At 71.7% G+C, this 22,254-nt stretch carries 23 protein-coding genes; 8 read left to right on the top strand and 15 right to left on the bottom strand.

What is annotated here, in order from left to right; translation table 11 throughout:
- Positions 1 to 1,015: 1,015 nt before the first annotated feature.
- The 3 genes from AB0435_RS13805 to AB0435_RS13795 form a co-directional block, all read right to left on the bottom strand.
- A complete protein-coding gene (locus tag AB0435_RS13805) occupies positions 1,016 to 2,017 on the bottom strand; it encodes an aldo/keto reductase (protein ID WP_366427049.1) in 1,002 nt (333 codons plus the stop codon).
- Positions 2,014 to 3,240: an MAB_1171c family putative transporter gene (locus tag AB0435_RS13800; RefSeq protein WP_366427048.1), complete on the bottom strand. Its 1,227-nt coding sequence runs from the start codon at positions 3,238 to 3,240 to the stop codon at positions 2,014 to 2,016. The genes AB0435_RS13805 and AB0435_RS13800 overlap by 4 nt, the downstream gene beginning before the upstream one ends.
- Before the next feature lie 75 nt (positions 3,241 to 3,315).
- On the bottom strand, positions 3,316 to 3,927 hold the full coding sequence (locus tag AB0435_RS13795; RefSeq protein ID WP_366005419.1) for a toxin: 612 nt from the start codon (positions 3,925 to 3,927) through the stop codon (positions 3,316 to 3,318).
- Positions 3,928 to 4,413: 486 nt separating this feature from the next.
- On the opposite strand from AB0435_RS13795, the gene AB0435_RS13790 reads away from it, so the two are divergent.
- Complete coding sequence (locus tag AB0435_RS13790; RefSeq protein WP_366427047.1) at positions 4,414 to 5,265, top strand: TIGR03619 family F420-dependent LLM class oxidoreductase; 852 nt, start codon at positions 4,414 to 4,416, stop codon at positions 5,263 to 5,265.
- A gap of 4 nt (positions 5,266 to 5,269) precedes the next feature.
- On the opposite strand, the gene AB0435_RS13785 is transcribed toward AB0435_RS13790, so the two are convergent.
- Together AB0435_RS13785 and AB0435_RS13780 are read right to left on the bottom strand one after the other, a co-directional pair.
- Complete coding sequence (locus AB0435_RS13785; protein ID WP_366427046.1) at positions 5,270 to 5,611, bottom strand: MerR family transcriptional regulator; 342 nt, start codon at positions 5,609 to 5,611, stop codon at positions 5,270 to 5,272.
- A gap of 185 nt (positions 5,612 to 5,796) precedes the next feature.
- Positions 5,797 to 6,519, bottom strand: coding sequence for a trimeric intracellular cation channel family protein (locus AB0435_RS13780; protein WP_366005416.1), 723 nt, complete (start codon positions 6,517 to 6,519; stop codon positions 5,797 to 5,799).
- A 277-nt stretch (positions 6,520 to 6,796) separates the two neighbouring features.
- On the opposite strand from AB0435_RS13780, the gene polX reads away from it, so the two are divergent.
- The 4 genes from polX (at position 6,797) to AB0435_RS13760 (ending at position 10,671) form a co-directional block, all read left to right on the top strand.
- Positions 6,797 to 8,515, top strand: coding sequence for a DNA polymerase/3'-5' exonuclease PolX (gene polX / locus AB0435_RS13775; protein ID WP_366005415.1), 1,719 nt, complete (start codon positions 6,797 to 6,799; stop codon positions 8,513 to 8,515).
- A gap of 177 nt (positions 8,516 to 8,692) precedes the next feature.
- Positions 8,693 to 9,307: a DUF4956 domain-containing protein gene (locus AB0435_RS13770; protein ID WP_366005414.1), complete on the top strand. Its 615-nt coding sequence runs from the start codon at positions 8,693 to 8,695 to the stop codon at positions 9,305 to 9,307.
- Complete coding sequence (locus AB0435_RS13765) at positions 9,304 to 10,134, top strand: polyphosphate polymerase domain-containing protein (protein ID WP_366005413.1); 831 nt, start codon at positions 9,304 to 9,306, stop codon at positions 10,132 to 10,134. Before AB0435_RS13770 ends, AB0435_RS13765 begins: the two co-directional genes overlap by 4 nt.
- Before the next feature lie 105 nt (positions 10,135 to 10,239).
- Positions 10,240 to 10,671, top strand: coding sequence for a hypothetical protein (locus tag AB0435_RS13760; RefSeq protein WP_366427045.1), 432 nt, complete (start codon positions 10,240 to 10,242; stop codon positions 10,669 to 10,671).
- Positions 10,672 to 10,683: 12 nt separating this feature from the next.
- On the opposite strand, the gene AB0435_RS13755 is transcribed toward AB0435_RS13760, so the two are convergent.
- The 10 genes from AB0435_RS13755 to paaA all read right to left on the bottom strand — a co-directional run bounded on the left by AB0435_RS13755 (position 10,684) and on the right by paaA (position 19,512).
- A complete protein-coding gene (locus AB0435_RS13755) occupies positions 10,684 to 11,742 on the bottom strand; it encodes an ABC transporter permease (RefSeq protein WP_366005436.1) in 1,059 nt (352 codons plus the stop codon).
- 100 nt (positions 11,743 to 11,842) lie between these two features.
- The gene (kynU, locus tag AB0435_RS13750) at positions 11,843 to 13,102 is read right to left on the bottom strand and encodes a kynureninase (protein WP_366427044.1); all 1,260 of its coding nucleotides are present in this window, start codon (positions 13,100 to 13,102) and stop codon (positions 11,843 to 11,845) included.
- 50 nt (positions 13,103 to 13,152) lie between these two features.
- Positions 13,153 to 13,959, bottom strand: a complete 807-nt coding sequence (locus AB0435_RS13745) for an alpha/beta hydrolase (protein ID WP_366427043.1) — start codon at positions 13,957 to 13,959, stop codon at positions 13,153 to 13,155.
- Positions 13,952 to 14,803: a tryptophan 2,3-dioxygenase family protein gene (locus tag AB0435_RS13740; RefSeq protein ID WP_366005409.1), complete on the bottom strand. Its 852-nt coding sequence runs from the start codon at positions 14,801 to 14,803 to the stop codon at positions 13,952 to 13,954. Before AB0435_RS13740 ends, AB0435_RS13745 begins: the two co-directional genes overlap by 8 nt.
- A 177-nt stretch (positions 14,804 to 14,980) precedes the next feature.
- Positions 14,981 to 15,748: an SDR family oxidoreductase gene (locus tag AB0435_RS13735; RefSeq protein ID WP_366427042.1), complete on the bottom strand. Its 768-nt coding sequence runs from the start codon at positions 15,746 to 15,748 to the stop codon at positions 14,981 to 14,983.
- Between the two features lie 79 nt (positions 15,749 to 15,827).
- A complete protein-coding gene (locus AB0435_RS13730) occupies positions 15,828 to 16,943 on the bottom strand; it encodes a 2Fe-2S iron-sulfur cluster-binding protein (RefSeq protein ID WP_366427041.1) in 1,116 nt (371 codons plus the stop codon).
- Positions 16,944 to 16,951: 8 nt separating this feature from the next.
- Complete coding sequence (gene paaD / locus AB0435_RS13725) at positions 16,952 to 17,449, bottom strand: 1,2-phenylacetyl-CoA epoxidase subunit PaaD (RefSeq protein WP_366005406.1); 498 nt, start codon at positions 17,447 to 17,449, stop codon at positions 16,952 to 16,954.
- On the bottom strand, positions 17,446 to 18,225 hold the full coding sequence (gene paaC, locus AB0435_RS13720) for a 1,2-phenylacetyl-CoA epoxidase subunit PaaC (RefSeq protein WP_366427040.1): 780 nt from the start codon (positions 18,223 to 18,225) through the stop codon (positions 17,446 to 17,448). Before paaC ends, paaD begins: the two co-directional genes overlap by 4 nt.
- Positions 18,215 to 18,517, bottom strand: coding sequence for a 1,2-phenylacetyl-CoA epoxidase subunit PaaB (paaB, locus tag AB0435_RS13715; protein WP_116214376.1), 303 nt, complete (start codon positions 18,515 to 18,517; stop codon positions 18,215 to 18,217). The genes paaC and paaB overlap by 11 nt, the downstream gene beginning before the upstream one ends.
- Entirely contained in the window at positions 18,514 to 19,512 is a 999-nt protein-coding gene (paaA, locus tag AB0435_RS13710; protein ID WP_366427039.1) for a 1,2-phenylacetyl-CoA epoxidase subunit PaaA, read from the bottom strand. Before paaA ends, paaB begins: the two co-directional genes overlap by 4 nt.
- A 223-nt stretch (positions 19,513 to 19,735) precedes the next feature.
- Here paaA and AB0435_RS13705 point away from each other — a divergent pair, with 223 nt between their 5' ends.
- The 3 genes from AB0435_RS13705 to AB0435_RS13695 are packed head-to-tail and all read left to right on the top strand — an operon-like array spanning position 19,736 to position 22,094.
- The gene (locus AB0435_RS13705) at positions 19,736 to 19,987 is read left to right on the top strand and encodes an acyl carrier protein (protein ID WP_366005403.1); all 252 of its coding nucleotides are present in this window, start codon (positions 19,736 to 19,738) and stop codon (positions 19,985 to 19,987) included.
- Positions 19,987 to 21,456 carry an AMP-binding protein gene (locus tag AB0435_RS13700; protein ID WP_366005402.1) on the top strand — a complete coding sequence of 490 codons (1,470 nt, stop codon included), beginning with the start codon at positions 19,987 to 19,989 and terminating at the stop codon, positions 21,454 to 21,456. The genes AB0435_RS13705 and AB0435_RS13700 overlap by 1 nt, the downstream gene beginning before the upstream one ends.
- 2 nt (positions 21,457 to 21,458) lie before the next feature.
- The gene (locus AB0435_RS13695; protein WP_366427038.1) at positions 21,459 to 22,094 is read left to right on the top strand and encodes a 4'-phosphopantetheinyl transferase superfamily protein; all 636 of its coding nucleotides are present in this window, start codon (positions 21,459 to 21,461) and stop codon (positions 22,092 to 22,094) included.
- Positions 22,095 to 22,254 lie beyond the last annotated feature (160 nt).

Below are 22,254 nucleotides of genomic sequence, written 5' to 3'. Positions count from 1 at the left end.
TGCGCTTTTCATCGTGTCAGAACGGGGGTGGCATTTGCCTGCCGTGCGCAAGCAATACTCATCCACAATACCTGTGTGTTAACTGTGTCAATGGAGAACCGTGATCCGATATATGCGCTCTATCCGTAATGTCTAATTCGACGCAGTGGCCGGAGGTGAGTTGCTCGGCAGAGGGGACCTCGTGGCGGTGAGCAGCATGGCCCCTGCCGCCCTGGTGTACACGGGAGCGCGCGGAGGACTGCGTCGGTGCCCTTGGGTGCCGCTGGACGAGGCGGCGGATGACCATGGGGGAGGCAGGGTTGTCGTTCAGATGTTTTTTAGCTGCGTTTGGCACGCGTGGTCCCGGATCAGTGCCGGATCGGTGAGCAGTGCGTCGATGCAGCCGAACTCGGCATAGAAGTAGATGCCTCCACTGGCCAGGTGTGGGGATGGGCACGCCCCGGCGGCGTCGCCGAGTCGTTCAACGCAACCCGCAAAACAGGAGACCCTGCAGGGCCGCCGGACCTGGGACACCGAGGGCGAACCCACCCGGACCTCTTCCGTTGGATGCACCGATGCAACACCGCCCGACGTTAGTTCCGCTTCGGCCATCGCAACCCGATCGCCTACGGGTAGGCGCTCCAAACAACATCAACTCCGCTGACCAAAGCGCATAACTGTGTTCAAGGTCAAGAGTTAAGGCCCTTTATGTCCGGACCGCGTGAGGGCGGACGACGCAAGCAGAGTCGGTCGTGGCGGTTTCCCCTTCGAGTAGGAAGCAGGTGGGCTCCTGGGCATGACGCTCATTTGACGCTCTGGGGTGCCCGCCCCCATGGCAGTGAGGGGAGAAACGCCCTCTGAGCAGGGTCTTTATGCGAACGGCCCAGGGTGACACCTTCCCGATAATCCGTCACGTGGAGTGCGTGGCGATCCTCAAGCCCACGGGGGACCGCGCCTGACCCGCGCACGAACCCGCCCGCCGACCGGACCACGCGGGTTCGTCGGCGAGCGGCTGTGTCCGGGCGGGGAAGAGGCCTCAGTGCCCCAGCCGCTCCAGTGCTTGCGCCGGGTAGCGTTCCCCCGCCACCGCTTCCTCCGGGACGGCCTTGCGCAGCAGGTCGAGGTCGGCGGGGGTCAGGCGCAGGTCGACCGCTTCGGCGTTCTCCTCCAGGTACCGGCGGCGCTTCGTGCCGGGGATCGGCACGATGTCGTCTCCCTGGGCCAGCAGCCAGGCCAGCGCCGCCTGGGCCGGGGAGCAGCCGAGGCGTGCGGCGACGTCTCCCACGGCCTGGACCAGCGCGAGGTTCCGGTCGATGTTGTCGTCGGCGAACCGCGGCCAGCGGCGACGGTTGTCGTTCGGCTCCAGGTCGTCGCGTGAGGAGAGCGCCCCGGTGAGCATGCCGCGTCCCAGGGGAGAGTAGGCCACGACCGCGATTCCCAGTTCCCGGCAGGTGTCGAGGAGTTCGCCCTCCACCACGTTCCGCGTGAAGAGCGAGTACTCGACCTGTACCGCGCTGACGGGATGCACGGCATGCGCCCTGCGGAGCGTGTCGGCGCTGACCTCGCTCAGGCCGACGTGACGCACCAGCCCCTCGTCCACCAGGCGGGACAGGGCGCCCATCGTCTCCTCGACGGGGGTGTCGGGGTTCCTGCGGTGCGCGTAGTAGACGTCGATGTGATCGACGCCCAGGCGGCGCAGGGAGGCACGGCAGGCGACCGGGACGTAGGCGGCCGACGTGTCGACGTCGCCCACCCGGCCGCTGGCCGCGTCGTGGCGCAGGCCGAACTTGGTCGCCACCACCACCCGGTCCCGGTCTCCCGTGTGCCGGCGCAGCCAGCGGCCCACCAACTCCTCGTTCAGGCCCTGCCCGTAGGCGTCCGCGGTGTCGAGCAGCGTGACACCCGTCTCCAGGGCGCGGTCCAGGGTGCGCTGGGACTCTTCCTCGTCGGGCACGCCGTAGGCGATCGACATGCCCATACAGCCCAGACCGATCGCCGACACCTCGGGCCCGTCAGCCCCGAGCTTGCGGTACTTCATCGCTTGGTCCTTTCAGTGCTTTCAGCATTTTCAGCGGAGGGGAGAGCGGTGTACGCCCGGGTGACGCTCAGCAGCCAGGCCACCTCGTCGGCGTAGCCGCCCTCGGTCGTGTCCGGGCCGAGGGACGGGGCCTCCCGGCCCGGCTGCTGCCGGCGGTCGCGCTTCGCGCGCAGGGCCGCCGTCAGGGAGGCGGCCTGCACCCGCGCCCGCAGCCCGTCGCCCGAAAGCCCCGCCTCGTGTCCCGACCGCCGGGCGGCGACGACGACGTCCGGATCCGTGTAGGGCCGCAGAGCGAGCAGACCGTCCTGTATCTCGATGACCCTGCGGTAGAGCCGGAAGTCGATGTCGCCCGGCAGCAGACGGGTGAGGCGGTTGGCCGGCTGTGGGTCGAGCGCGATGTCGGGGATCGCCGTGGACAGCGCGTGCCAGAGCGGATGCAGCCGCTGGTACGTGATGAAGTTACGGGCCAGTCGCCGCCCGTCGGACACCCGGGGACCCCACGAGGGCATGGTGAGCCCCGCCACCAGGAAGAAAATGCCCAGGCCGTTGGCGATGGGCGTCAGCAGTTCCCACTCCAGCGGGTCGAGTCCGCACTGCACCGTGATCAGGGCGAGCAGGCGGTTGAGGCAGTAGACGAGGCAGGCGCTCGCGCCGATCGCCGTGGCGTGCAGCCCTCTGCGCAGCCACTGCCGCCCCGCCACCCGCCCGTACCTCAGGCACAGGCGGATGATCTCGATCATCCCGGAGCCGAAGGCACTGACGTACAGGAGCAGATAGGCGGCCACGACCGGGCGGTTCGCGTTCTGCAGGAGGTAGTGGGCGCTGCGCTGCTGGTTCCCGTGTTTCGCCGCGATCCACAGGCCGACCATGGCGACCGCCACCGAGGCCGCGGCCACGAGCCGTACGCGCACGTGCCGGCGGGCTTCCTCGCGCGGGTACACCCAGTGGACGATCGCGGTGAGGAACGCCGCACTGGAGACCACACCGCCGAAGAGATGGATGCCCAGCGCGCCCAGGTCCTCGACGCCCAGGGCGGCGTCCACCTTCTGTGAGACGAGCGGCGTGGAGAGCGTGAAGGAGACGCCCTTGCACGAGAAGGCGACGAGCAGCGCCCGCAGCGCCGGGTCGTCCCGTCGGCGCCGCACGTCGCGCAGCTTGAAGAGGAAGGCCAGCGCGCACAGGGCCGCGCACGCCGGGAACACCACGGCCTTCAGATCGGGCATGGCCCCTCCTGTCGTCGCCGCAGGCCGGTGCCGCGCGGACGGCGGTCCGCGCGGGCCTCGGCCGGGACCGCGAGGTCAGCCGGGATTGAGGGAGCGGTCGATGCGCGCGACGGTCTCGGCGTCGACGGGCGGTACGTCCCAGCGGCACTCCACCGGAGGACGTGTGACCCGTTCGAGAATGAGGGAGGCGACGGTCTCCGCCTCCTGCTCCTCCGCGCTGGAGTAGCTCGTACGCCCGAGGATCTCGCGGACGCGCTGATGGTCCAGGTTCGGCAGCAGGTGCGCGAACCCCGTCGGGTCCGGACCGGTGGAGTCGCGATGCCCGCACAGCATGTGCGCGAGCTCGTGGGCGATGATGTGGTCACGGTGCAGCCGGCTGGTGTTCGCCTCGACGAGGATGAAGTCGGCCTCGTCCGTGGCCAGCCACATGCCGCAGGGCGACTCCGCTCCCATGGGGAGCTCCACGAGCTGGATCGGGTGGCCGCGGTCCGCGCTGAGCCGCTCCGTAAGCGTGGCGATACCGCACCCGTCGGGCAGGTCCAGCCGGGCCAGGACCGCTTCGGAAGCCCTGCGCAGTCGTTTGAGATCCCCTCTGCCGGCCTGCTGCCGCGCCGGTGGGACGGTGGCCGCGGCCGACGTCTCCGGTGTGCCCGCCGTTCCCGCCGACGGCACACCGAGCCTTCGCAAGAGAGCGTCTTTCCTGTGCACGCGCGAACCCCGCGACATGTCATTCTCCCTGACACACCATTCCACTAACGCTGTCCCGTGCAACTGCGTGGCTGTCGGTGATGGTAGCTCGCGCCGCTGTCAGCGCGGTGGGCGGAGGCGGAACGGCGTCCGCTGTCGCCTGTCGCCTGTCGCCTGTCGCCTGTCGACGGCGACGGTGGTCGTCGTGTCGGACGGCGCGGGGTGGGGTGCGCGGATGGGGGCCGTGACGCGACGGCGCGCTTCCTCGCTTCTGGCGGATGCACGGGCCGGTAAGCCTACGGGGCTCCCGTACCGGTCCCACGGGATGCCGAAAAGGCGGCAGTGGGCCGGATCACAAGGGTCGGCATTGCGCCTTGACACGGCGTCAGCACCTAGCGTCCTCCATGTGACACAGACGACGCGGTTCCGCCGGACCGCTGGTCATGGCGTACGTCGGCACCCTCAACTTGGAGAACCCACCTCCCCATGAAAGTCAGCGTTTCCACCTTCCAGACCACCGAATCCGCCCCCGTCCACGACCTTGCTCGGGACCTCGAAGAGCGCGGTTACGACGCTCTCTACTTCTGCGAGCACACGCACCAGTCCTCGCGCGTCGCACGTGAGAAGCCGGACCTGGAGCGGCGGTTCCGGGAGACCTTCGACCCGTTCGTCAGCGCGCACGCCGCTGCCGCGGTGACCGAGCGGCTGCGCGTGGGGTCCGCCATCTCGCTGCTCGCCCAGCACGAGCCCATCGCCATGGCCAAGCGCCTCGCGACGCTGGACCGGCTCATCGGTGGCAGGCTCGATGTCGGTGTGGGCGCCGGCTGGATCGAGGACGAGATGGTGACCCATGGCGTCGATCCGAAGCGGCGCGACGGGCATCTCGCCGCCCACGCCCGTGCCGTCAAGGCGCTGTGGTCCGGCGAGCCGGTCACCTTCTCCTCGCCTTACGTCTCGTTCGAGGAGATCGTCGTGCGCCCCACCCCGTCGCAGCGGCCGGGGCCGCCGGTCTATGTCGCAGGGGCGGGGCCGCGGTCGGTGGAGCGCCTCCGGGCCTTCGGGGACGGCTGGATGCCCGACTACGGGTCCGTCGACCCGCGGACCTTCTTCGCCCGGCGCGAGCAGGTGCGGGAGCTGGAGCAGGAGACGGGCCGGCGCATCCCGGTCGTCGTGATGGGCGTGCCGCACGATCCCCGTGTCATCGAGTCGCTCGCCGCGGCGGGTGTCGACCAGGTCGCGACGCTCGCGCCGTCGGCCCCGCTGGCCGAGATCCGCGCGTTCCTGGAGCCCTTCGAGGCGAGCCTGCGCGCGGCCCTCGGTGGGGAGGCGAGGGTCTAGGCGATCAGGCCAGGGAGGCTGTACGGCCGGTGAGAACCGCGATGTACTGACGGGTCCGGCCCAGTGACTCGATCTCGTGCGAGATCCGCTCGTACTCGTCGTCGAGCATGGCGGCCAGTTCCTCGCACGTCGTGGAGATGTCGATGCCCTCGTGGGCGCAGTCGAGGAGCAGGGAGATGTTCTGCGTGCTGACGCCGCCGTCCAGCAGGAACCTGATGAGGAGGACCCGGGACACGTCCTCGGGGCTGTAGAGGCGGTGTCCCAAGTCGGTGCGGTGGGGCATCAGCAGGCCGCGGCTTTCGTAATAGCGCAGGAGTCGTTCGCTGACTCCCGTGGCACCGGCCATTTCCCCGATGCGCAGGTGCCGACGGGGCCGCGCCGCCGCGTCATCGGGAACGGCGACGCGCTCGCGCGCCCTCCGTGCGGTGATTGCTTCGCCGAATCCTGCCGACACTGTTGCCCCCTGTTCCCGACGCACCGGACGCGTCCTGTCGCATTCAACCGGGGCGGCCCGGGAGATCATCCCGCGTGTCAGGGAGAGGCCGGCGGCTCGGCCGGCGGTGTCCCCGGGCTCCGTCCGGCCAGTCTCGGGAAGTGCAGGTCGAAGCGCAGCGCCGCCATGCGGATCGTGAAGACCGTCGCGGCGGCGACGATCGTGGTGGGGGTCGGGGCCGTCCCGGCCCAGTGCAGGAGCAGGTAGACGCCGGCGCCCGCGGCCGCCGCCGTGGCGTAGATGTCCTCGCGCAGCAGCAGGGGCGGGAACTGGCCGCACAGCAGGTCGCGTACGACCTCACCGGTCACCCCCGTGAGCACCGCCAGCATGATCACCGCGAGCGGGGTGACGCCCGCGTCGACGGCGGCGCGGGCGCCGATCACCGTGACGACCGACAGGCCCACGGCGTCCACGGTCATCAGGCTGCGGTGGGGGAGCCGTCGGCGGCGCAGGAGGACCATCGTGGCGACGGCGGTGGCTGCGATGACGGTGAGCAGGACCCAGTCGTGCGTCCAGTACAGCGGGTGCCGGTCCAGGATCAGGTCGCGCAGGGTGCCGCCGGAGATGGCGGCGGCGAAGGCGAGGACCAGGCCTCCGAAGGGGTCCAGCCGGGCCTGGTGGGCGGCGAGCACGCCGCTGGCCGCGAAGGCGGCGATGCCTGTCAGGTAGAGCACGTACAGCACCATGGCTGCCTCCCGCCGGATGACGCGTATGACTTCGGCGGGGGCACCCTCGACCCAGCGCACAACCAAGCCAGCCAACCAGTGCCGCCCTGGCCCCGGCGTCGGTCTTTCGGTCAGAGGTATACGGCCGAAAGACCTATTTTTGCCCGACCCGACGCTGAAGGGGGGCTGTGTGCCGGCGCTCGGAAGCGCTATCGGGCCGTGTTCTCTTAGTAAGGCGATGGCGAGGGCGATGGTGACGGCGAGGACAGGCGCGTCCGCGACCGTCCCACGTCGGCGCTGGTCACCGGCTAGGAGAGGCAGCGGCACCGCCCGCGGGCGCGCGCCCACGGCCGACCGGTGGCACGCTGAAGCCATGGCCCGGCGCAATGCCGAGATCGAGGCGCTGCTCCAGGAGTACGCCGACCTCGTCGCGATCACCGGTGGCGACGCCTTCAAGGCGCGCGCCTACGAGAAGGCCGCGCGGGCGATCGGCGGGCACCCGGTCGACGTGGCGAAGCTCGACGCCAAGGCCCTGCGTGACATCCCCAATGTCGGGAAGTCGATCGCCGAGAAGGTCGAGGAATACCTGCGCACCGGCCACGTCTCCGCGATCGAGGAGACCAGGACGGCCGTCCCGGCCGGGGTCCGCGAACTCATCGGCATCCCGACCCTCGGGCCGAAGAAGGCCCTGGCCCTTCACGAGGAACTGGGCGTCTCCTCCGTGGCACAACTTCTCGACGCCGTCCGCGAAGGGCGCCTGCGCGACCTCAAGGGCTTCGGGGAGAAGACCGAGGCCAACATCCTCCACGGCATCGAGCTCATGCAGAAGGCGGGCGGCCGCATCCTCCTCGGCGCCGCCATGGACGCCGCCGAGCAGTTCGTCACCGCGCTCTCAGAAGTGAGCGGCTGCGCGGGCTGCACCTACGCGGGATCGCTGCGCCGCATGCGGGAGACCATCGGCGACATCGACATCCTCGTCGCCGCCGAGCGGGCGGACCCGTTCATGGAGGCGTTCCGCGAACTCCCGGACGTCGCCGAGGTCATCGTGGGCGGCCGGAAGAAGACCTCCATCCGTACGGTGAAGGGGCTCCAGGTCGACCTGCGCGTGCTGCCTCCCGGCGCCTGGGGAGCGGGACTTCTGTACTTCACCGGCTCCAAGGCACACAACGTCCGCGTCCGCGAGATCGCGGTCCACCACAAGTACAAGCTCTCCGAGTACGGCCTCTTCCACGTCAGGAGCGGGCGGAAGATCACCTCCGCCACCGAGGAGGACATCTACGCTCGGCTCGGCCTGCCCTGGATCCCCCCGACCCTGCGCGAGGACCGCGGCGAGATCGCCGCCGGGCTGCGGGACGAGCTCCCCGAGCTGATCGCGGAGGACGACATCCGCGGTGACCTGCACACGCACACCGACCTCACGGACGGGCTCGCCTCCCTGGAGGACATGGTCGCCGCGGCGGCCGCGTGCGGCTACGCCTACTACGCCGTCACGGACCACGCCCCCGACCTCGCCATGCAGCGCATGACCGACGCGAAGATGCTCGCCCAGCGCGACCAGGTGCGCCAACTCGACGGGAAACACCACAGGATGCGGGTGCTGCACGGCACCGAGCTCAACATCGGACCCGACGGCGCTGTGGACTGGCCTGATGAGTTCCTCGACCGTTTCGACCTGTGCGTCGCCTCCGTGCACTCCCACTTCAACCAGAGCCGCGAGGACCTGACGCGGCGGCTCGTGCGTGCCTGCGAGAACCCGCACGTGGCGATCCTCGGCCACCCCACGACCCGGCTGATCGGCAAACGGCCCGGCATCGACGCCGACTTCGACGCCGTCTTCGAGGCGTGCGCGCGGACCGGCACGGCGCTGGAGATCAACGCCCACCCGGAGCGGCTGGACCTGTGCGACGAGGACATCCTGCGCGCGAAGCGGTACGGCGTGGCGTTCGCGGTGAACACCGACGCGCACGCCACCACCCACCTCCCGTACATGCGCTACGGCGTGGGGACGGCGCAGCGCGGCTGGCTGACGAAGGACGACGTGATCAACACCTGGCCTCTGCAACGGCTTCGGCGCTTCCTGCGCCCGAGGTGACGCGCGCTGCCCGCGCTGCCAGCAGAAATGTTTCTCCACAGGCAAACCATGTTCGAATGCGAAGCGGTTACTCTCTGTTTCCAGATCGACACGCAATGGCTGTATCGCCGGGCAACGGCCGTATCGCCAGGTGGCGGCAGCACCGCCACGCAAGGGCTACCCAGGGGGATTCGCATCATGGACGTACTGCGGCACATCGCCGCCCACTTCGCGCTCGACCTCGTCGCCGTGTGCCTGTTGACCTTCGCGGTCTACTGCCCGCGCCACCGCCGGCGAGATCTCGTCCCGGCCTATCTCGCCCTGAACGCCGGGCTGTTCACGGTCGTCGCCGCCCTCGGCGAGATGGGCGGCAGCGGTGGGGCGGCGCTCGGGCTGGGGCTCTTCGGGGTCCTGTCGATCGTCCGGCTCCGGTCCGACTCCGTGCAGCACGAGGAGGTCGCGTACTACTTCACGACCCTGGTGCTCGGGCTCGTCTGCGGCCTGCCGCACCTGGGGCTCCCCGTCGAGGCCGGGCTGAGCGCCGCCCTGCTCCTCGTCGTGTGGGCCGGCGACCACCCCCGGCTCCTGGCCCGTTCCCGCCGGGCCGTCGTCACCCTGGACAGCGTGCACCGGGATCCCGTCGCGCTGCGCGCGGACCTGGAGCGGCGGCTGGGCGAACCGCTCCAATGGACCGTCACAGAAGTCGACTTCGTGCGCGACCTGACGGTCGTGGACGTGCGCTACCGCGAGCCCCGGCCGGCCGTCGCCGACACCTCCGTCCGCCGTGAGGTGCCCGCCTGGGAGCCGGTGTGAGCGCCCCGGCCGCACCTCCGCGGGCGTTTGGCGCAGGGACGGCCGCCGAGGCGGTGAGCGGGGCCGCGTACGCCACCGCGCCTGTCTCACTCGCCGAGGTCAACGAGCGCTCCGCCCTCCTCGCCCGCTTCGACCACAGCTACCTCGTGCCCGTCCCCGTCTTCCTGCGCATGGCCCGGCGCCTCACCGAACCCCGCCGTCCCGACGGGCCGTTCCGCGCCCTGGCCATCGACGGGCGCCGCGCCTTCCGCTACCACTCCGTCTACTACGACACTCCCGCCCTCCGCTCCTTCCACGACCACCGCCAGGGCCGCCGCCTCCGCTTCAAGATCCGCGAACGCCATTACCAGGACACTGGTGAGCGCCAACTGGAGATCAAGCTCAAAGGCGGCCGCGGCGACACCGTCAAACACCGCCGCCCTCTCCCTGACCGCACCGCGCTCCTCGACCCCGACAACCGCGCCTTCGTCGCCCACACCCTCCGCCGGGCCTACGGGATCGACACCCCGGCCCACCTCGCACCCGCCCTCACCACCGACTACCTCCGCACCACGCTCGTCGCCGACGGCCAGCGCATCACCTGCGACGCCGCGCTCACCTGCACGGATCTCCACACCGGACGGGTCGTCCACTGCGATCCGCGACTCGTCCTCGTCGAGACCAAGACCACCGGCCACCTCACGGAAGCGGACCTCTTGTTGCACGCCTACGGTGTACGCCCCGCCGTCTTCACCAAATACTGCGGCGCGCTCGCGGCGCTGCGACCGGAACTGCCCGCCAACCGCTGGCGCCGGGCGGCACGCCGCGCCTTCGGACCGGGCGGCTGACCCGGGTCACCGCTGCCCGGCGCCTTCCAGGACCCGGGTGTCGGACTCCTGCGCCTGTCGTCGGAACTCGCCCGGAGGGAGGTCGAACATCTTGCGGAACGCCAGGTGGAAACCCACGGAGCTCTGGTAGCCCACCAGCTCGGGGATCGTGGCGAGCGCGACGGTGGCCTGATATTCGGTGTCAGCGGATTCCAGGGCGGGGCGGTCGCCCGTCTTCTGGCGGAGCAGGGCCGCGCCGTGCGTGGCTTCGCCCGCCGCCGGGTCGAAGCGGACAAGGCCGTCGACGGTGCCACTGTGGTTCAGGACCCGGCGGAGTTCGAGGCCGGACTCGCCCAGGTCGTCGGCGCTGAGGCCGCCGCAGGCGTCTACCGCTGGGCCGCCGCCGGTGACGAGCCGGAGCTGTTCGCGGCCGACCCGAGGGTCACCGAACAGAGGCTGGGCATTCGCCTGGCGTCGCCGGCCGAGTGGATCTCCGCGCAGCCCTGGCACATATGGTCGACGGCGGGGTGTCGACGCCGCATGCTCGCGGACGGGTGAGTTCGCAGGGCTTCAGCCGGGCAGCCCGGCACCCCCGCCGACCTCTCGTTCGCGGCCGCCCGGGTGGCGGTGGCGCCAGAGCCAGAAGATGGCGCTGCAGCCGACCGTCCACGCCCCCAGCACCGCGAACGGGAAGGCGTGCTGGTGGCCGCCGAAGTAGACCGCCGTGTGGTGGGCGTTGACCGAGGCACCCGGTGGCAGCCACCGGCCGATCGCGCCCAGGAAGGACGGCAGCAGCGGCCAGGACACCGCGCCGCCCGAGGAGGGGTTGCCGAGCAGGACCAGCAGGCTCCAGGTCGGGAGCATCGCCCAGCGCCCGATCAGAGTGTTGAACATCGTGAAGACCATCCCCGACGCGAACATCGTCAGCGTCAGGATCAGCCACGACTCCGTGAACGGCAGCCGCAGCGCGCCCAGGCCCCAGTCGACGACGGCGGCGATCGCGAAGCCGCCCAGCGCCGACTGCACCAGCGTGAAGGCGATGCGCTCGCCGGGGTTCAGCCGGGCCGCGTGCACGCTCAGCTGGATGGCGCCGATGAAGCCGACCACCGACGCGGCGAGCGAGACGTAGAACAGCGCGAGCCCCCGCGGGTCGCCCTTCTGGAGCGGCTTGATGTCCGTGACCGTCACCGGCACGCCGATGGCCGCGCCCACCCGGGGTGCCGTCTCCGTCAGCAACTGCGCGACCGAGGCGCCCGACGCGCCCGACACGGACAGCGCGGCACGCCCGTCCGCCCGCTGCTCCAGGATCGCGAACACCCGCTGCTCCTCGACCGCCTTCAGAGCCTGCCGGTACGTGCCGTAGTGGTGCAGCTTGAGCGTGGCCCCGAGGGCCTTCTCCATCCCCTGCACGAACTGGGCCCGCTTCACGTCGGAGGCCGGCACCCCGGTCACCGCGGTGGGGATGCTGCGGGGCGTGGGGTTGGCCATGCAGTACGTGTACGACCCGGCGAAGAGCCCGGCGGCCGCGGCCACGAGCACCACGAGCACGGTGGCGGGGAAGAGCGGCGACCGCCGGAACGCCGCCCAGCGCCCGTCGGCGGCGGGCTCGCCCGCGGGTCCGACGCCGATTCCGTCTCCGGTCGTGCCTTCCTCGTTCACGCCCCTACCATAGGCGGGCAAAAGGCGGCGTCCCGGACATCTTGGCCTCGCCGCTCGCGGCGGCCACGGCTCAGGTGACCGTCGTGCGCCGCTGGAAGCGTTCGGCGTGGTGCTCTCCGGAGTTCACGACCTCGCTCAGATGCCGCACCGCGGACAGCACGTCCCCGTGGGTGACATAGAGCGCGTTGACGCCGAAGCGCAGCATGTCCGGGGCGCGCATGTCACCGATGACATCGCGCGCCGAGAGGGCCTGCACCAGCGCGTAGGCCTCTGGGTGACGGAGGGTCACCTGGCTGCCGCGCCGCTCCGGGTCGCGTGGTGTGACCACGGTGAAACCGTCCAGCAGGGCGTCCGCGCAGTCCAGGAAGAAGGACGTCAGCGACAGGCTCTTGGCCCGTACGTCCGCCATGGCGACGCCGTCGAACGCCGTCAGCGCGGCCTCCAGCGCCAGCATCGACAGGATCGGCGGCGTGCCGATCCGGCCCCGCCCGACCCCCGCGGCCGGCGCGTAGCCGCCGCTCAGCCCGAACGGCTCGGCGTGCCCGTTCCAGCCCGTGAGCGGCTGGTCGAACGCCGCCTGGTGGCGCTCCGCGACGTACAGGAACGCCGGTGCGCCGGGGCCGCCGGACAGGAACTTGTAGCCGCAGCCCACGGCCAGGTCCGCGCCCAGCTCGTCCAGCCGGACGGGAAGCGCGCCCGCCGCGTGACACAGGTCCCACAGCATCAGGGCGCCGGCCCGCTGCACGGCCCGGGTCGTCGCGGCCATGTCGTACAGCTCGCCCGTGCGGTAGTCCACCGGGGAGTAGCCGGCGACCGCGACCCGCTCGCCCTCCCGCGCCAGGAAGTCCGGCAGTTCGGCCGGCGGCACCCGGCGCACCTCCAGGCCGAACAGGCGGGCCACCGAATCGGCGATGTACTGATCGGTGGGGAAGTGCCCCGGGTCCGTCAGCAGCAGCTCACGGCCGGGCCGCGAACGGACCGCCGCCGACAGGGCGTTGAACAGCTGGACGCTCGTGGAGTCGCCGGCCAGCGTCTGCCCCGGCGCCGCGCCGACCAGCCGGCCGATCGCGTCCCCGACCCGCAGGGGCGCCTCCCACCACGCGTTGTCGTTCCACGACCGGATCAGGTCCGTGCCCCACTGCCGGTGCACGGCGTCCGCCATGACGGGAGGCACCGCGGCGGGCAGCGCCCCGAGGGAGTTGCCGTCCAGATAGACGACCCCCTCCGGCAGCAGGAACCGGTCCCGCACGGCGGCCAGCGGGTCGGTTGCGTCGAGCGCGCTCGCGCGGGCTGTCAGGGCGTCGAGGTCGTGGGTGGTGGCGGTGGTCACCGCGAGGTCCTTTTCTTGTCGGGAAGGGCGGCCGGAGGGGAAGGAGCGGCCTACGAGCAGTGCGTGCGGGACAGCCGGGCCAGCGTCTCGATCACCGACCGGCTCGCCGGTGACCCCGGCTCGATGAGCGTGTAGTGCCCGGTCCCCGGCAGGGTCACGAGCTCCGCGTCCGTGTGCACGGACATGTAGCCGGTGAACTGCTCGTGCGGCAGCTCCTCGTCCACCTCGCCGTGCAGCACGACCGTCGGTACACCGGTCGTGCCCGGACCGCGGAGCATCGTCAGCGGGTCCACGGACGGCAGCAACGACTCCACCCGGTCGGCGGGGCCGAGCAGTTCGAGCCCCGCCCCGTTGCTGAGGTCCTCACGGATCGTCCCGGCCAGGTCGGTGATCGGGGCGAGCGCCAGCACGGCCGTCGGCAGCTCGGTGGTGTGCCACGGGGAGCCCTCGGGCAGCAGCCCGCGCGCACCCGCCCACAGCGCGAGGTGACCGCCCGAGCAGTGACCGGCCAGCACGTACGGCCGCCCCGCCGGAATCGTGTCCACCAGCAGCGCGATGTCGTCGAAGGTGGCGGGATAACCGCCCGCACCGCCGGCCCGGCGGAACCCCGGCAGCACCGTGGTGAAGCCGTTCTTCGCCAGATACGCGGCGAACGGCGTCAGGTGCATCCGGTCGTACCGCCAGTAGCCACCGTGCAGCAGGATCACCAGCGGCGCGTCCGGGTCCTCCGCGGGCCACAGGTCGTACGCCTGGTGGGGGTGGTCACCGTACTTGTGGTGGGAGGGCGCGAGGACCGGCCGGAGGCTCAGCACCCGGCGCTCCTCCTCGGCCGCGAAATCGGAGATCGTCCTAGACATAGCTGCGGGCCGTCCATACCTCGGGGAACACGGAACGGGCGGCGCGCTTCTCCAGGAAGGCCACGCCCGGGGAACCGCCACTGCCGGTCTTGGAGCCCATCGCCCGCCGGGTGGCCAGCAGATGGTCGCTGCGCCAGCGCAGCACCAGCTCGGCGATGTCCGTGAGCGCCTCGCCCAGCGCCACCAGCGGGTCGCTCTGCGGGCCCGCGTAGATCTGCCGCCAGACCTCCTCGACCCCGGCGTCCGCCTGGTACGCCACCGTGCGGTCGCGCTCCAGCACCTGCTCCGGGACGGGCAGTCCGCTCCGGTGCAGATACGCCAGCACCTCGTCGTACAGCGACGGCTGGGTCAGGGCGTCCTCCAGCTCCGCGCGCACCCGGGGGTGACCGCGGTGCGGCTGGACCATCGAACGGGACTTGTCACCCAGCAGGAACTCCATGTGCCGGTACATCGCCGACTGGAAGCCCGACGCCTCGCCGAACGCCGAGCGGAAGCCGTTGAACTGCGCCGGGGTCAGCGAAGCGATCGGCCGCCACGAGTCGTTGAGCGCCTGGAGCGAACCGAGGCTCCGGCGCAAGGCCTCCATGGCCCGCTCGGGGTCGTCCTTCATCAGGGAGTCACGGGCGGTGCGCCACTCGTGGACTATCAGCGTGAACCACAGCTCCATCACCTGGGTCGTGACCAGGAAGGCCATCTCGCCGGGGTCGTCGGAGAGCGGCTGCTGGAGGTTGGTGAGCACCGAGGCGTGGACGTAGTCCTCGTACGGCGTCGTCCCGTCGAACTCCAGCAGGGAGTCGTCCTCTTCGAGCGCCTCGGGGGCGGGTGTGCGTGTGCTGTCAGACATACGGGTCTCCTCGGACAGGGCCCCGCCGGCCGGAAGGCTCAGGGCGGAGGGCGGAGGGAAGGTGCTCGGGCCGCGGCGGGCGGTGCGGTCCGCTCGCCGCGCGGTGTCCCGGGCAGGCGGCGGCGGTCGCGTCCCGGCGCCGCGCCCCGGCCCGTGTTTTTCAGGGTGACCGGCGGGTCACAGGCCCAGGTGGGCGCCTCCGGTGGCGTCCAGGTACTGACCGGTGACCCAGCGGGCGTCGTCGCTCGCGACGAAGGCCACCACGTCGGCGATGTCGGCGGGCTCGCCGACCCGGTTGAAGGCGGAGACGGCCGCGTACATCGCCCGCACCTCCGGGTTCTTCAGGGTCGGGTTGATCTCCGTGTCGACGAATCCGGGTGCCACCGAGTTCACGGTGATGCCGCGCGGGCCGAGTTCCTTGGCGAGGGACAGGGTGAGCGTGTCGATCGCGCCCTTGGTCATCGAGTAGGCGGAGATGTGCGGGATGGCGATCCGGGTGACGGCGGAGGAGATGTTGACGATCCGGCCGCCGTCGCGCAGCCGGCCGAGACCCTGCTGGATCACGAAGAACGGCGCCTTGACGTTGACGGCGAAGACCTGGTCGTAGTCCTCCTCCGTCACCGCGGCGATCGGCTTGGGGAGCGTGACACCGGCGTTGTTGACCAGGATGTCCAGGCCCGGCCCGGCACCGTACTGCGCGAGGCCCGCGTCGAACGCCTCCCACAGGGCGACGGCGTCGCCGCTCACACCCAGTTCGGCCTGGAAGGCGAACGCCTTGCCGCCCGCCGCCTCGATCAGCCCGACGGTCTCCTTCGCGGCCGTCGCGTCGTGCCCGTAGTGGACGGCCACCAGCGCGCCGTCCCGCGCCAGCCGCAGCGAGATGCTCCTGCCGATGCCCCGGCTGCCGCCGGTCACCAGCGCGGTCCTGTCGGCGAGACTGCCCATGGTTCCTGTCCTTACGTGTCGCTGTGTGTCGATGTCGTCGTTCGGCGCTCGGTGACGCCGAGGGCCCGCGTGGGGCCGCTCAGGCGTCGAAGTCGAGCCCGACCTCGTCCGAGTCCGGCCGCGCCCGGCAGGCGAGGGTGTAGCCGCCCGCCAACTCGGTCTCGCCGAGGGCGTACTGCCGGTCCATGCGCACCGAGCCGGTGACCACCTTGGCCCGGCAGGTGCCGCACAGCCCGTCGCGGCAGGAGTACGGGGTCTCGGGCCGGGCCCGCAGCACGGCGTCCAGCACCACCCGGTCGTCGGGCCCCATGGTGGCCACGGTCGTCCGGCCGGCGAGCCGCGCGGTGATCCGCCCCTGTCGCGCCGGAACGTCACCGCCGTCGGCCTCCTTCGGCCCGTCGGCGGTCGAGAAGAGCTCCAGGCGCACCCGGTTCGGGTCGGCGCCCCAGCAGGCGAGCGCCTCGCGCACCGACTCGACCAGCCCCCAGGGGCCGCACAGGTAGAAGAACCCGCGGTCGTCCGGCTCGGCGCCCAGCAGGGCCAGCAGCTTGGTCAGCCGCCCGCTGTCGACGCGGCCGGAGAGCAGCTCCGCCTCGCGCGTCTCCTGGGAGAGCACATGGAGCACGAAGAACCGGTCGACGTAGGCGTCCTTGAGGTCGGCGAGCTCGTCCGCCAGCAGCACCGACGCCGCGGTCCGGTTCGCGTAGACCAGCGAGACCCGGCACCCGGGGTCGTCCCGCAGCGCGGCCGCCGCCATGCTCAGCAGCGGTGTGATGCCACTGCCGCCCGCGACCAGCACATGGTGCGCGCCCGGACGGTCCACCAGCCCGAAACCACCCGTCGGAGGGGAGAGTTCGAGGGAGCCGCCCACGGCCAGCCGCTTTGTGGCGTACTCCGCGAAGCCGCCCGGCCCCAGGCGCTTGACGACCAGGCGCAGCCCGGAGCGCTCCCCGGGCGGCAGACAGACGGAATAGCTGCGGCGCAGCTCCGGCCCGCCCTCGCCGTCCGGGAGGTGCCGGACGGTCACATGCTGTCCGGCACGGTGGGCGAAGACCCCGGCCAGGTGGTCCGGTACGTCCAGGCGGATCACGACCGCGTCGTCGGACGCCCGTTCCACCTCCGTCACCCGCAGCCGGTGCCACACGCCCGTGAGCGGCGCGGCCGCCGGCCCGGTCGTCACCGATGTCGTCGTCATGGCGGTCGTCACATCGCCTTCAGATGAGCGAAGGTCTCCTGGCACGCGGTGCACACCAGGACGGCTTGGCAGCGGGTCGCCCCGAACGCGCTCTGCGGACGGGTCGCCACGGAGCCGCAGTTGGGGCAGGGCAGCCCGAGCCCGAGCCGGACCGGCAGCGGTGCCCCGGGCGCACCGGGCGGGGCGATGCCGTTCTCGGAGAGCTTGCGGCGGCCCTCCTCGCTGATCCAGTCGGTCGTCCACGCGGGCGACAGCAACTGCCGTACGCGCCCGTCCGGATGGCCGCACTCCACCAGCGCCTCCCGGATCCCCGCCTCGATCGCGGGCATCGCGGGACAGCCCATGTAGGTCGGCGTGATGGAGACCTCCAGCGCGCCGTCCGCCGCCACCTCCACCGCACGGATCACCCCGAGGTCGTCCAGGGTGACCATGGGGAGCTCCGGGTCCGGCACGGTGTTCACCCGCGCCCGGACCTCGTCGGCGGACAGCCGGGTCACGGCGCTCACCAGGTGCCCCCCGGATACTGCCGGCGCACCGACTGCAGCTCGGCCAGCAGCGGGCCGAAGCCCTCCGTGTGCAGTCCGGACCGCCCGCCGCTCGCGTGCCAGGACGGCACCGGCACGGTCAGCCCCGCGTCCGTCAGGACAGCGGCGACCTCCCGCTCCCAGTCGGCCCGCAGCCGGGCGGGATCCACCGCCGTACCGTCGGCGTCGAGCCGCCGCACCAGTTCGTCCGTCTCGAACAGCTCACCCGCGTAAGGCCAGACGCGGTCCAGCCCCGCCTGCATCCGGCGGTGGCTCTCGGCCGTGCCCCGGCCCAGCCGCACGGTCCACTGGGAGGCGTGCATCCAGTGGTACTCGACCTCCTTGGCCGCCCGCGCGCCGAAGCCCGCCAGCGTCGCGTCACCGGACTCCGCCAGCGCCGTGCACAGCAGCATGCTGTACCGCGCGTAGACCAGCTGCCGGGCGATGGTCACCGCGAAGTCACCGTTGTCCAGCTCCACCAGCAGCACGTTGCGGAAGTGGCGCTCGGTCCTGCCGTAGGCCAGGTCGTCGTCACTGCGCCCGGTGCCGTCCAGCTCACCGCTGTACGCGAGCAGGGTCCGGGCGTGCCCGAGCAGGTCCAGCGCGATGTTCGACAGCGCAAGGTCCTCCTCGATGGTGGGCGCGTTCGTCACCCACGCGCACAGCCGCTGGCTGAGGATCAGCGCGTCGTCACCGAGCCGCAGCGCGTACGCCGCGACGTCCTGGGCGGTGCGGGCCTCCGTGGGGCTAACCGTCATGGCTGCCACCCTCGTTCAGCGCCACATAGTGCTCCGGATACCGGTACGGCTTGTCGGCCGCGTTACTGAACAGCGGGTCCTTCTCGCTCGGCGAGGACGCGCGCACCGCGTCGGAGCGCACCACCCAGATGGACACCGACTCGCCCCTGCGGGTGTACAGATCCCGGGCGTTGGCCAGCGCCATGTCCGCGTCGGCACCGTGCACCGACCCCACATGCTGGTGGGACAGGCCACGGCGCGGCCGGATGAACACCTCCCACGGAGTCTGCACCCGTGCGGTCCGCTCGCTCATGCGCTCTGCCCTTCCTGATACCCGCCCGCCGCGTAGGCGTCGACCGCCTCCCGCACCCAGGCGCCGTCCTCGTGTGCCGCGACCCGGTGCGCCAGCCGCTGCCGGGCGCACTGCGAGTTGTCCGCCAGCGAATCGCGGAACAGCCGCCAGTCGATCGGGCTGAAGTCGTAGTGCCCGCGCTCCTCGTTCCACCGGATCGCCGGGTCCGGCAGCGTCACACCCAGCCGCTCGGCCTGCGGCACGACGTTGTCGACGAACCGCTGCCGCAGCTCGTCGTTGGTGTGCCGCTTGATGCCCCACGCCATGGAACGCCTGCTGACCGCCGCGCCCATCGCCGCCGTACGGTCGTCCGCACCGCCCGCCGTCGTGTCCGGCGGGCCGAACATCAGCGCCACCGCGGGCAGCCACCAGCGGTTCACCGCGTCCTGCGCCATCTCCTTCTGCTCCGCCGTCCCCCGGCACAGCGACCACAGCACGTCGTAGCCCTGCCGGACGTGGAACGCCTCCTCCTGGCACACCCGCCGCATGGCCCGCGCGTACGGCCCGTACGACGTGTGGCACAGCGGCACCTGGTTGACCACGGCCGCACCGTCCGTCAGCCAGGCGATCGCCCCGGTGTCCGCCCAGGTCAGCGCCGGATGGTTGAAGGTGGCCGCGTAGCGCTGGGTCCCGTTGTGCAGGGCGTCCAGCAGCTCGGCGCGCGACACCCCCAGGGTCTCCGCCGCCGAGTACAGATAGAGCCCGTGCCCGGCCTCGTCCTGCACCTTGGCCAGCAGACTCGCCTTGCGGTGCAGCGACGGCGCCCGGGTCAGCCAGGCACCCTCCGGCTGCATGCCGATGATCTCGGAGTGGGCGTGCTGGGCGAGCTGCCGGAGCACCATCCGCCGGTAGCCGTCCGGCATCCAGTCCCGAGGCTCGATCCGCTCGTCGGCGGCCAGCAGCGCCTCGAAGTGCTCGGTGAAGCCCTCTTCGCCGCTCGCGTCGGTGGTCGTCACCCTGAGAGCACCTCACTCACTCCTTCGTCCTCGACTGCCGGAGGCGACAGTGCCTCCAGACGTAAGGAGTACGGGGCGGCGGAGTTCCATCCCTGCGCATCCGTTCCGGCCCCGTGACGAAGATCACGAAAGGGGCATGGAGAGTGAGGCCGAGCGGGCGACTCTTCATCAGCGGGCAGACCGCTCGCCGAACACGCGGCGGCACCGCGACGAAAGGAACAACATGAGCACCGTACGAGAGATGCTCGTCGAGCTGACCGGCACGCCGGAGTTCGCCGACAGCATCGGCGACGACGCCGACCTCAGCGCCAGCGGCATCGACTCCGGCGACCTGGTGCGCCTGGTCCTCCTCATCGAGCAGCGCACCGGCGCCGAGGTCACCGCCGAGGACATGGACCAGCTCACCACCATCGCGGACTACGAGCGCTTCGTCGCCACCCGCGGCGGGGCCGCCGCGCAGCCGAACGGCTCGTGATGTGGCTGACCCAGCTGGCGGAGCGCAACCGCCAGTGCTTCCCCGACCGGACGGCCCTGGTGGACGAGCGCCGCTCCGTCACCTGGGCCGAGTTCGACGACCGGACCGGCCGGCTCGCCCGCGGGCTGGCCGGCCTCGGCATCCAGCGGGGTGACCGCGTCGCGGTGCTCTCCCTGGACCGCATCGAGGTCATGGAGACGTACTTCGCGCTGGGCCGCCTCGGCGCGCTCTTCGTCCCCCTCAACCACAGCCTGACCCCCGCCGAGGTGACCGGCATCGCCGAGCGCACCGGGGCCGTCGCCGTCATCGGCGAGGCCGCGCTCCTCGACCGCCACCCCGGCCTGCCCGTCCGGCTGCGGATCGCCATGGAGAGCGAGGAGTTCGCCGCCCTGGGCGCCGACGGCGGGCCGGACCTGCCCGACCTGCCCGACGACACTCCCGCGGCGATCCTGCACACCTCGGCCACCACCGGCCAGGCCAAGGGCGTCACCGTCGACCACGCCTCCTTCCGGGCCATCGCGCTCGGCTGGCTCGCCGTGGCCCGGCCCGCCGACGACATGGTCCTCGTCAACTGCTGCCCGCTCTACCACGGCAGCATGGTCGTCTCCCTGACCTACATGGCCGCGGGCGCCACCGTCGTCCTCATGCCCGGCTTCAAGCCCCAGACCGCGCTCGCCGCCGTCGAGACGCACCGCGCCACCCACATCTGGCTCGTCCCGCAGATGCTCCGCTTCCTGCTCCAGGCCAAGGCCGTGGAGAGCACCGACCTGTCGACCCTGCGCGAGATCCTCTACGGCGCCTCGCCCATGCCCGTCGACATCTACGCCGAAGCCGCCGCCCGCCTCGGCTGCGGCTTCCGCCAGGTCTACGGCATGACCGAGGTCGGCGGCCCGTTCGTCACCCTCGGCCCCGAGGAGCACCCCGCGCCGGACGCCGTGCCCGACCTGATCCCCGCCGGGCGGGTCGTCCCCGGCATGTCCGCGCGCGCCCTCGACGACCGGGGCGAGGAAGCCGCGCCCGGCGCCATCGGCGAGATCGTCGTCCGTGGCCCCGGCGTCATGCGCGGCTACTGGGGCAACGACGCGGCCACCGCCGAGATCACCGTCGACGGCTGGATCCGCACCGGCGACCTCGGCTACATCGACCGCGCCGGCCTGATCCACCTCGTCGACCGCAGCAAGGACCTCATCATCCGCGCCGGGCAGAACGTCTACCCGACCGAGATCGAACGGGCTCTGCGCACCCACCCGGCCGTCCAGGACGCCGCCGTCGTCGGCACACCGGACGCCGACTACGGCGAGGTCCCCCTCGCCTACGTCGTCGCCGACGAGGGCACTGGCACCGCCGAACTGCTGCGCCACGTCGCCGAGCACCTCGCGCCGTACAAGCGGCCCCGGCGCATCGAATTCATCGACCAGGTCCCCAGGAACCCGGCCGGGAAGATCCTCAAGAAGCTGCTGCACACCTGACCATGGCGACTGTGACGGACCGGGCCGGGGTCGAGCACGCGCTGCTCGCCCTCCGCCCGGTCCTCGCCGCTTCCGGCATCGCGCTAGGTGTCGCGACCGACGGCGGGGAGCCTTTTGGGCCGGGGGAGGCGGAGTTGGCGTCCGCCATGCCGGAGCTCCGGCGGCGGGACTTCCTCGCCGGACGCCGCGCCGCACGCCGGGCGCTCACCCTGGCCGGACTGCCGGCGGGGGAGATCCTCGCCGCCGGCCGCCGCCCCGTCTTCCCGGACGGCTGCGTCGGCACGATCAGCCACTCCGGCGGCCTCGCCGTCGCCCTGGCCGCCCCGGCCTCCCGTTTCCGGTCGCTGGGGTGCGACCTGGAGACGCGCGGACTGCCCTTGGAAGCGGCGCACTTGGTGCTGTCCGAGGACGAGCGGGCGTGGGTGGCGGGGTCGGCGCGGCGGCTGCTCTTCGCGTTCTCCGCGAAGGAGACGGCGTTCAAGGCGCTCTTGGATTCGGCGCCGTCCCAATTGCTGGGCATCGGGCTGTGGGCGGGGGGCGGCGGCTTCCGGGCGTGGCGGGGTGGGGTGCCGGAGCGGGTGCTGGATGTGCGGGTGCATGAGGTGGCCGGTAGCGCGTTCACTTGGACCTTTTGCTAGCCGCCTGCGGCGGGCTTTGTTCCCCAGCCCCGCCCTTTCCCGAAACCGGGGAGACCCCGGACCCCAGCGCCCTTGGGGGTCCCCCCGGACGAAGTCTGGGGGAGCGTCCTCAAACGCCGGACGGGCTGGATTGCGCACCCACATCAGCCAAATTCAGCCC

Source organism: Streptomyces sp. NPDC051173, assembly GCF_040689515.1.
GTDB lineage: Bacteria > Actinomycetota > Actinomycetes > Streptomycetales > Streptomycetaceae > Streptomyces.
This window is presented reverse-complemented; position numbering and strand designations above follow the sequence as displayed.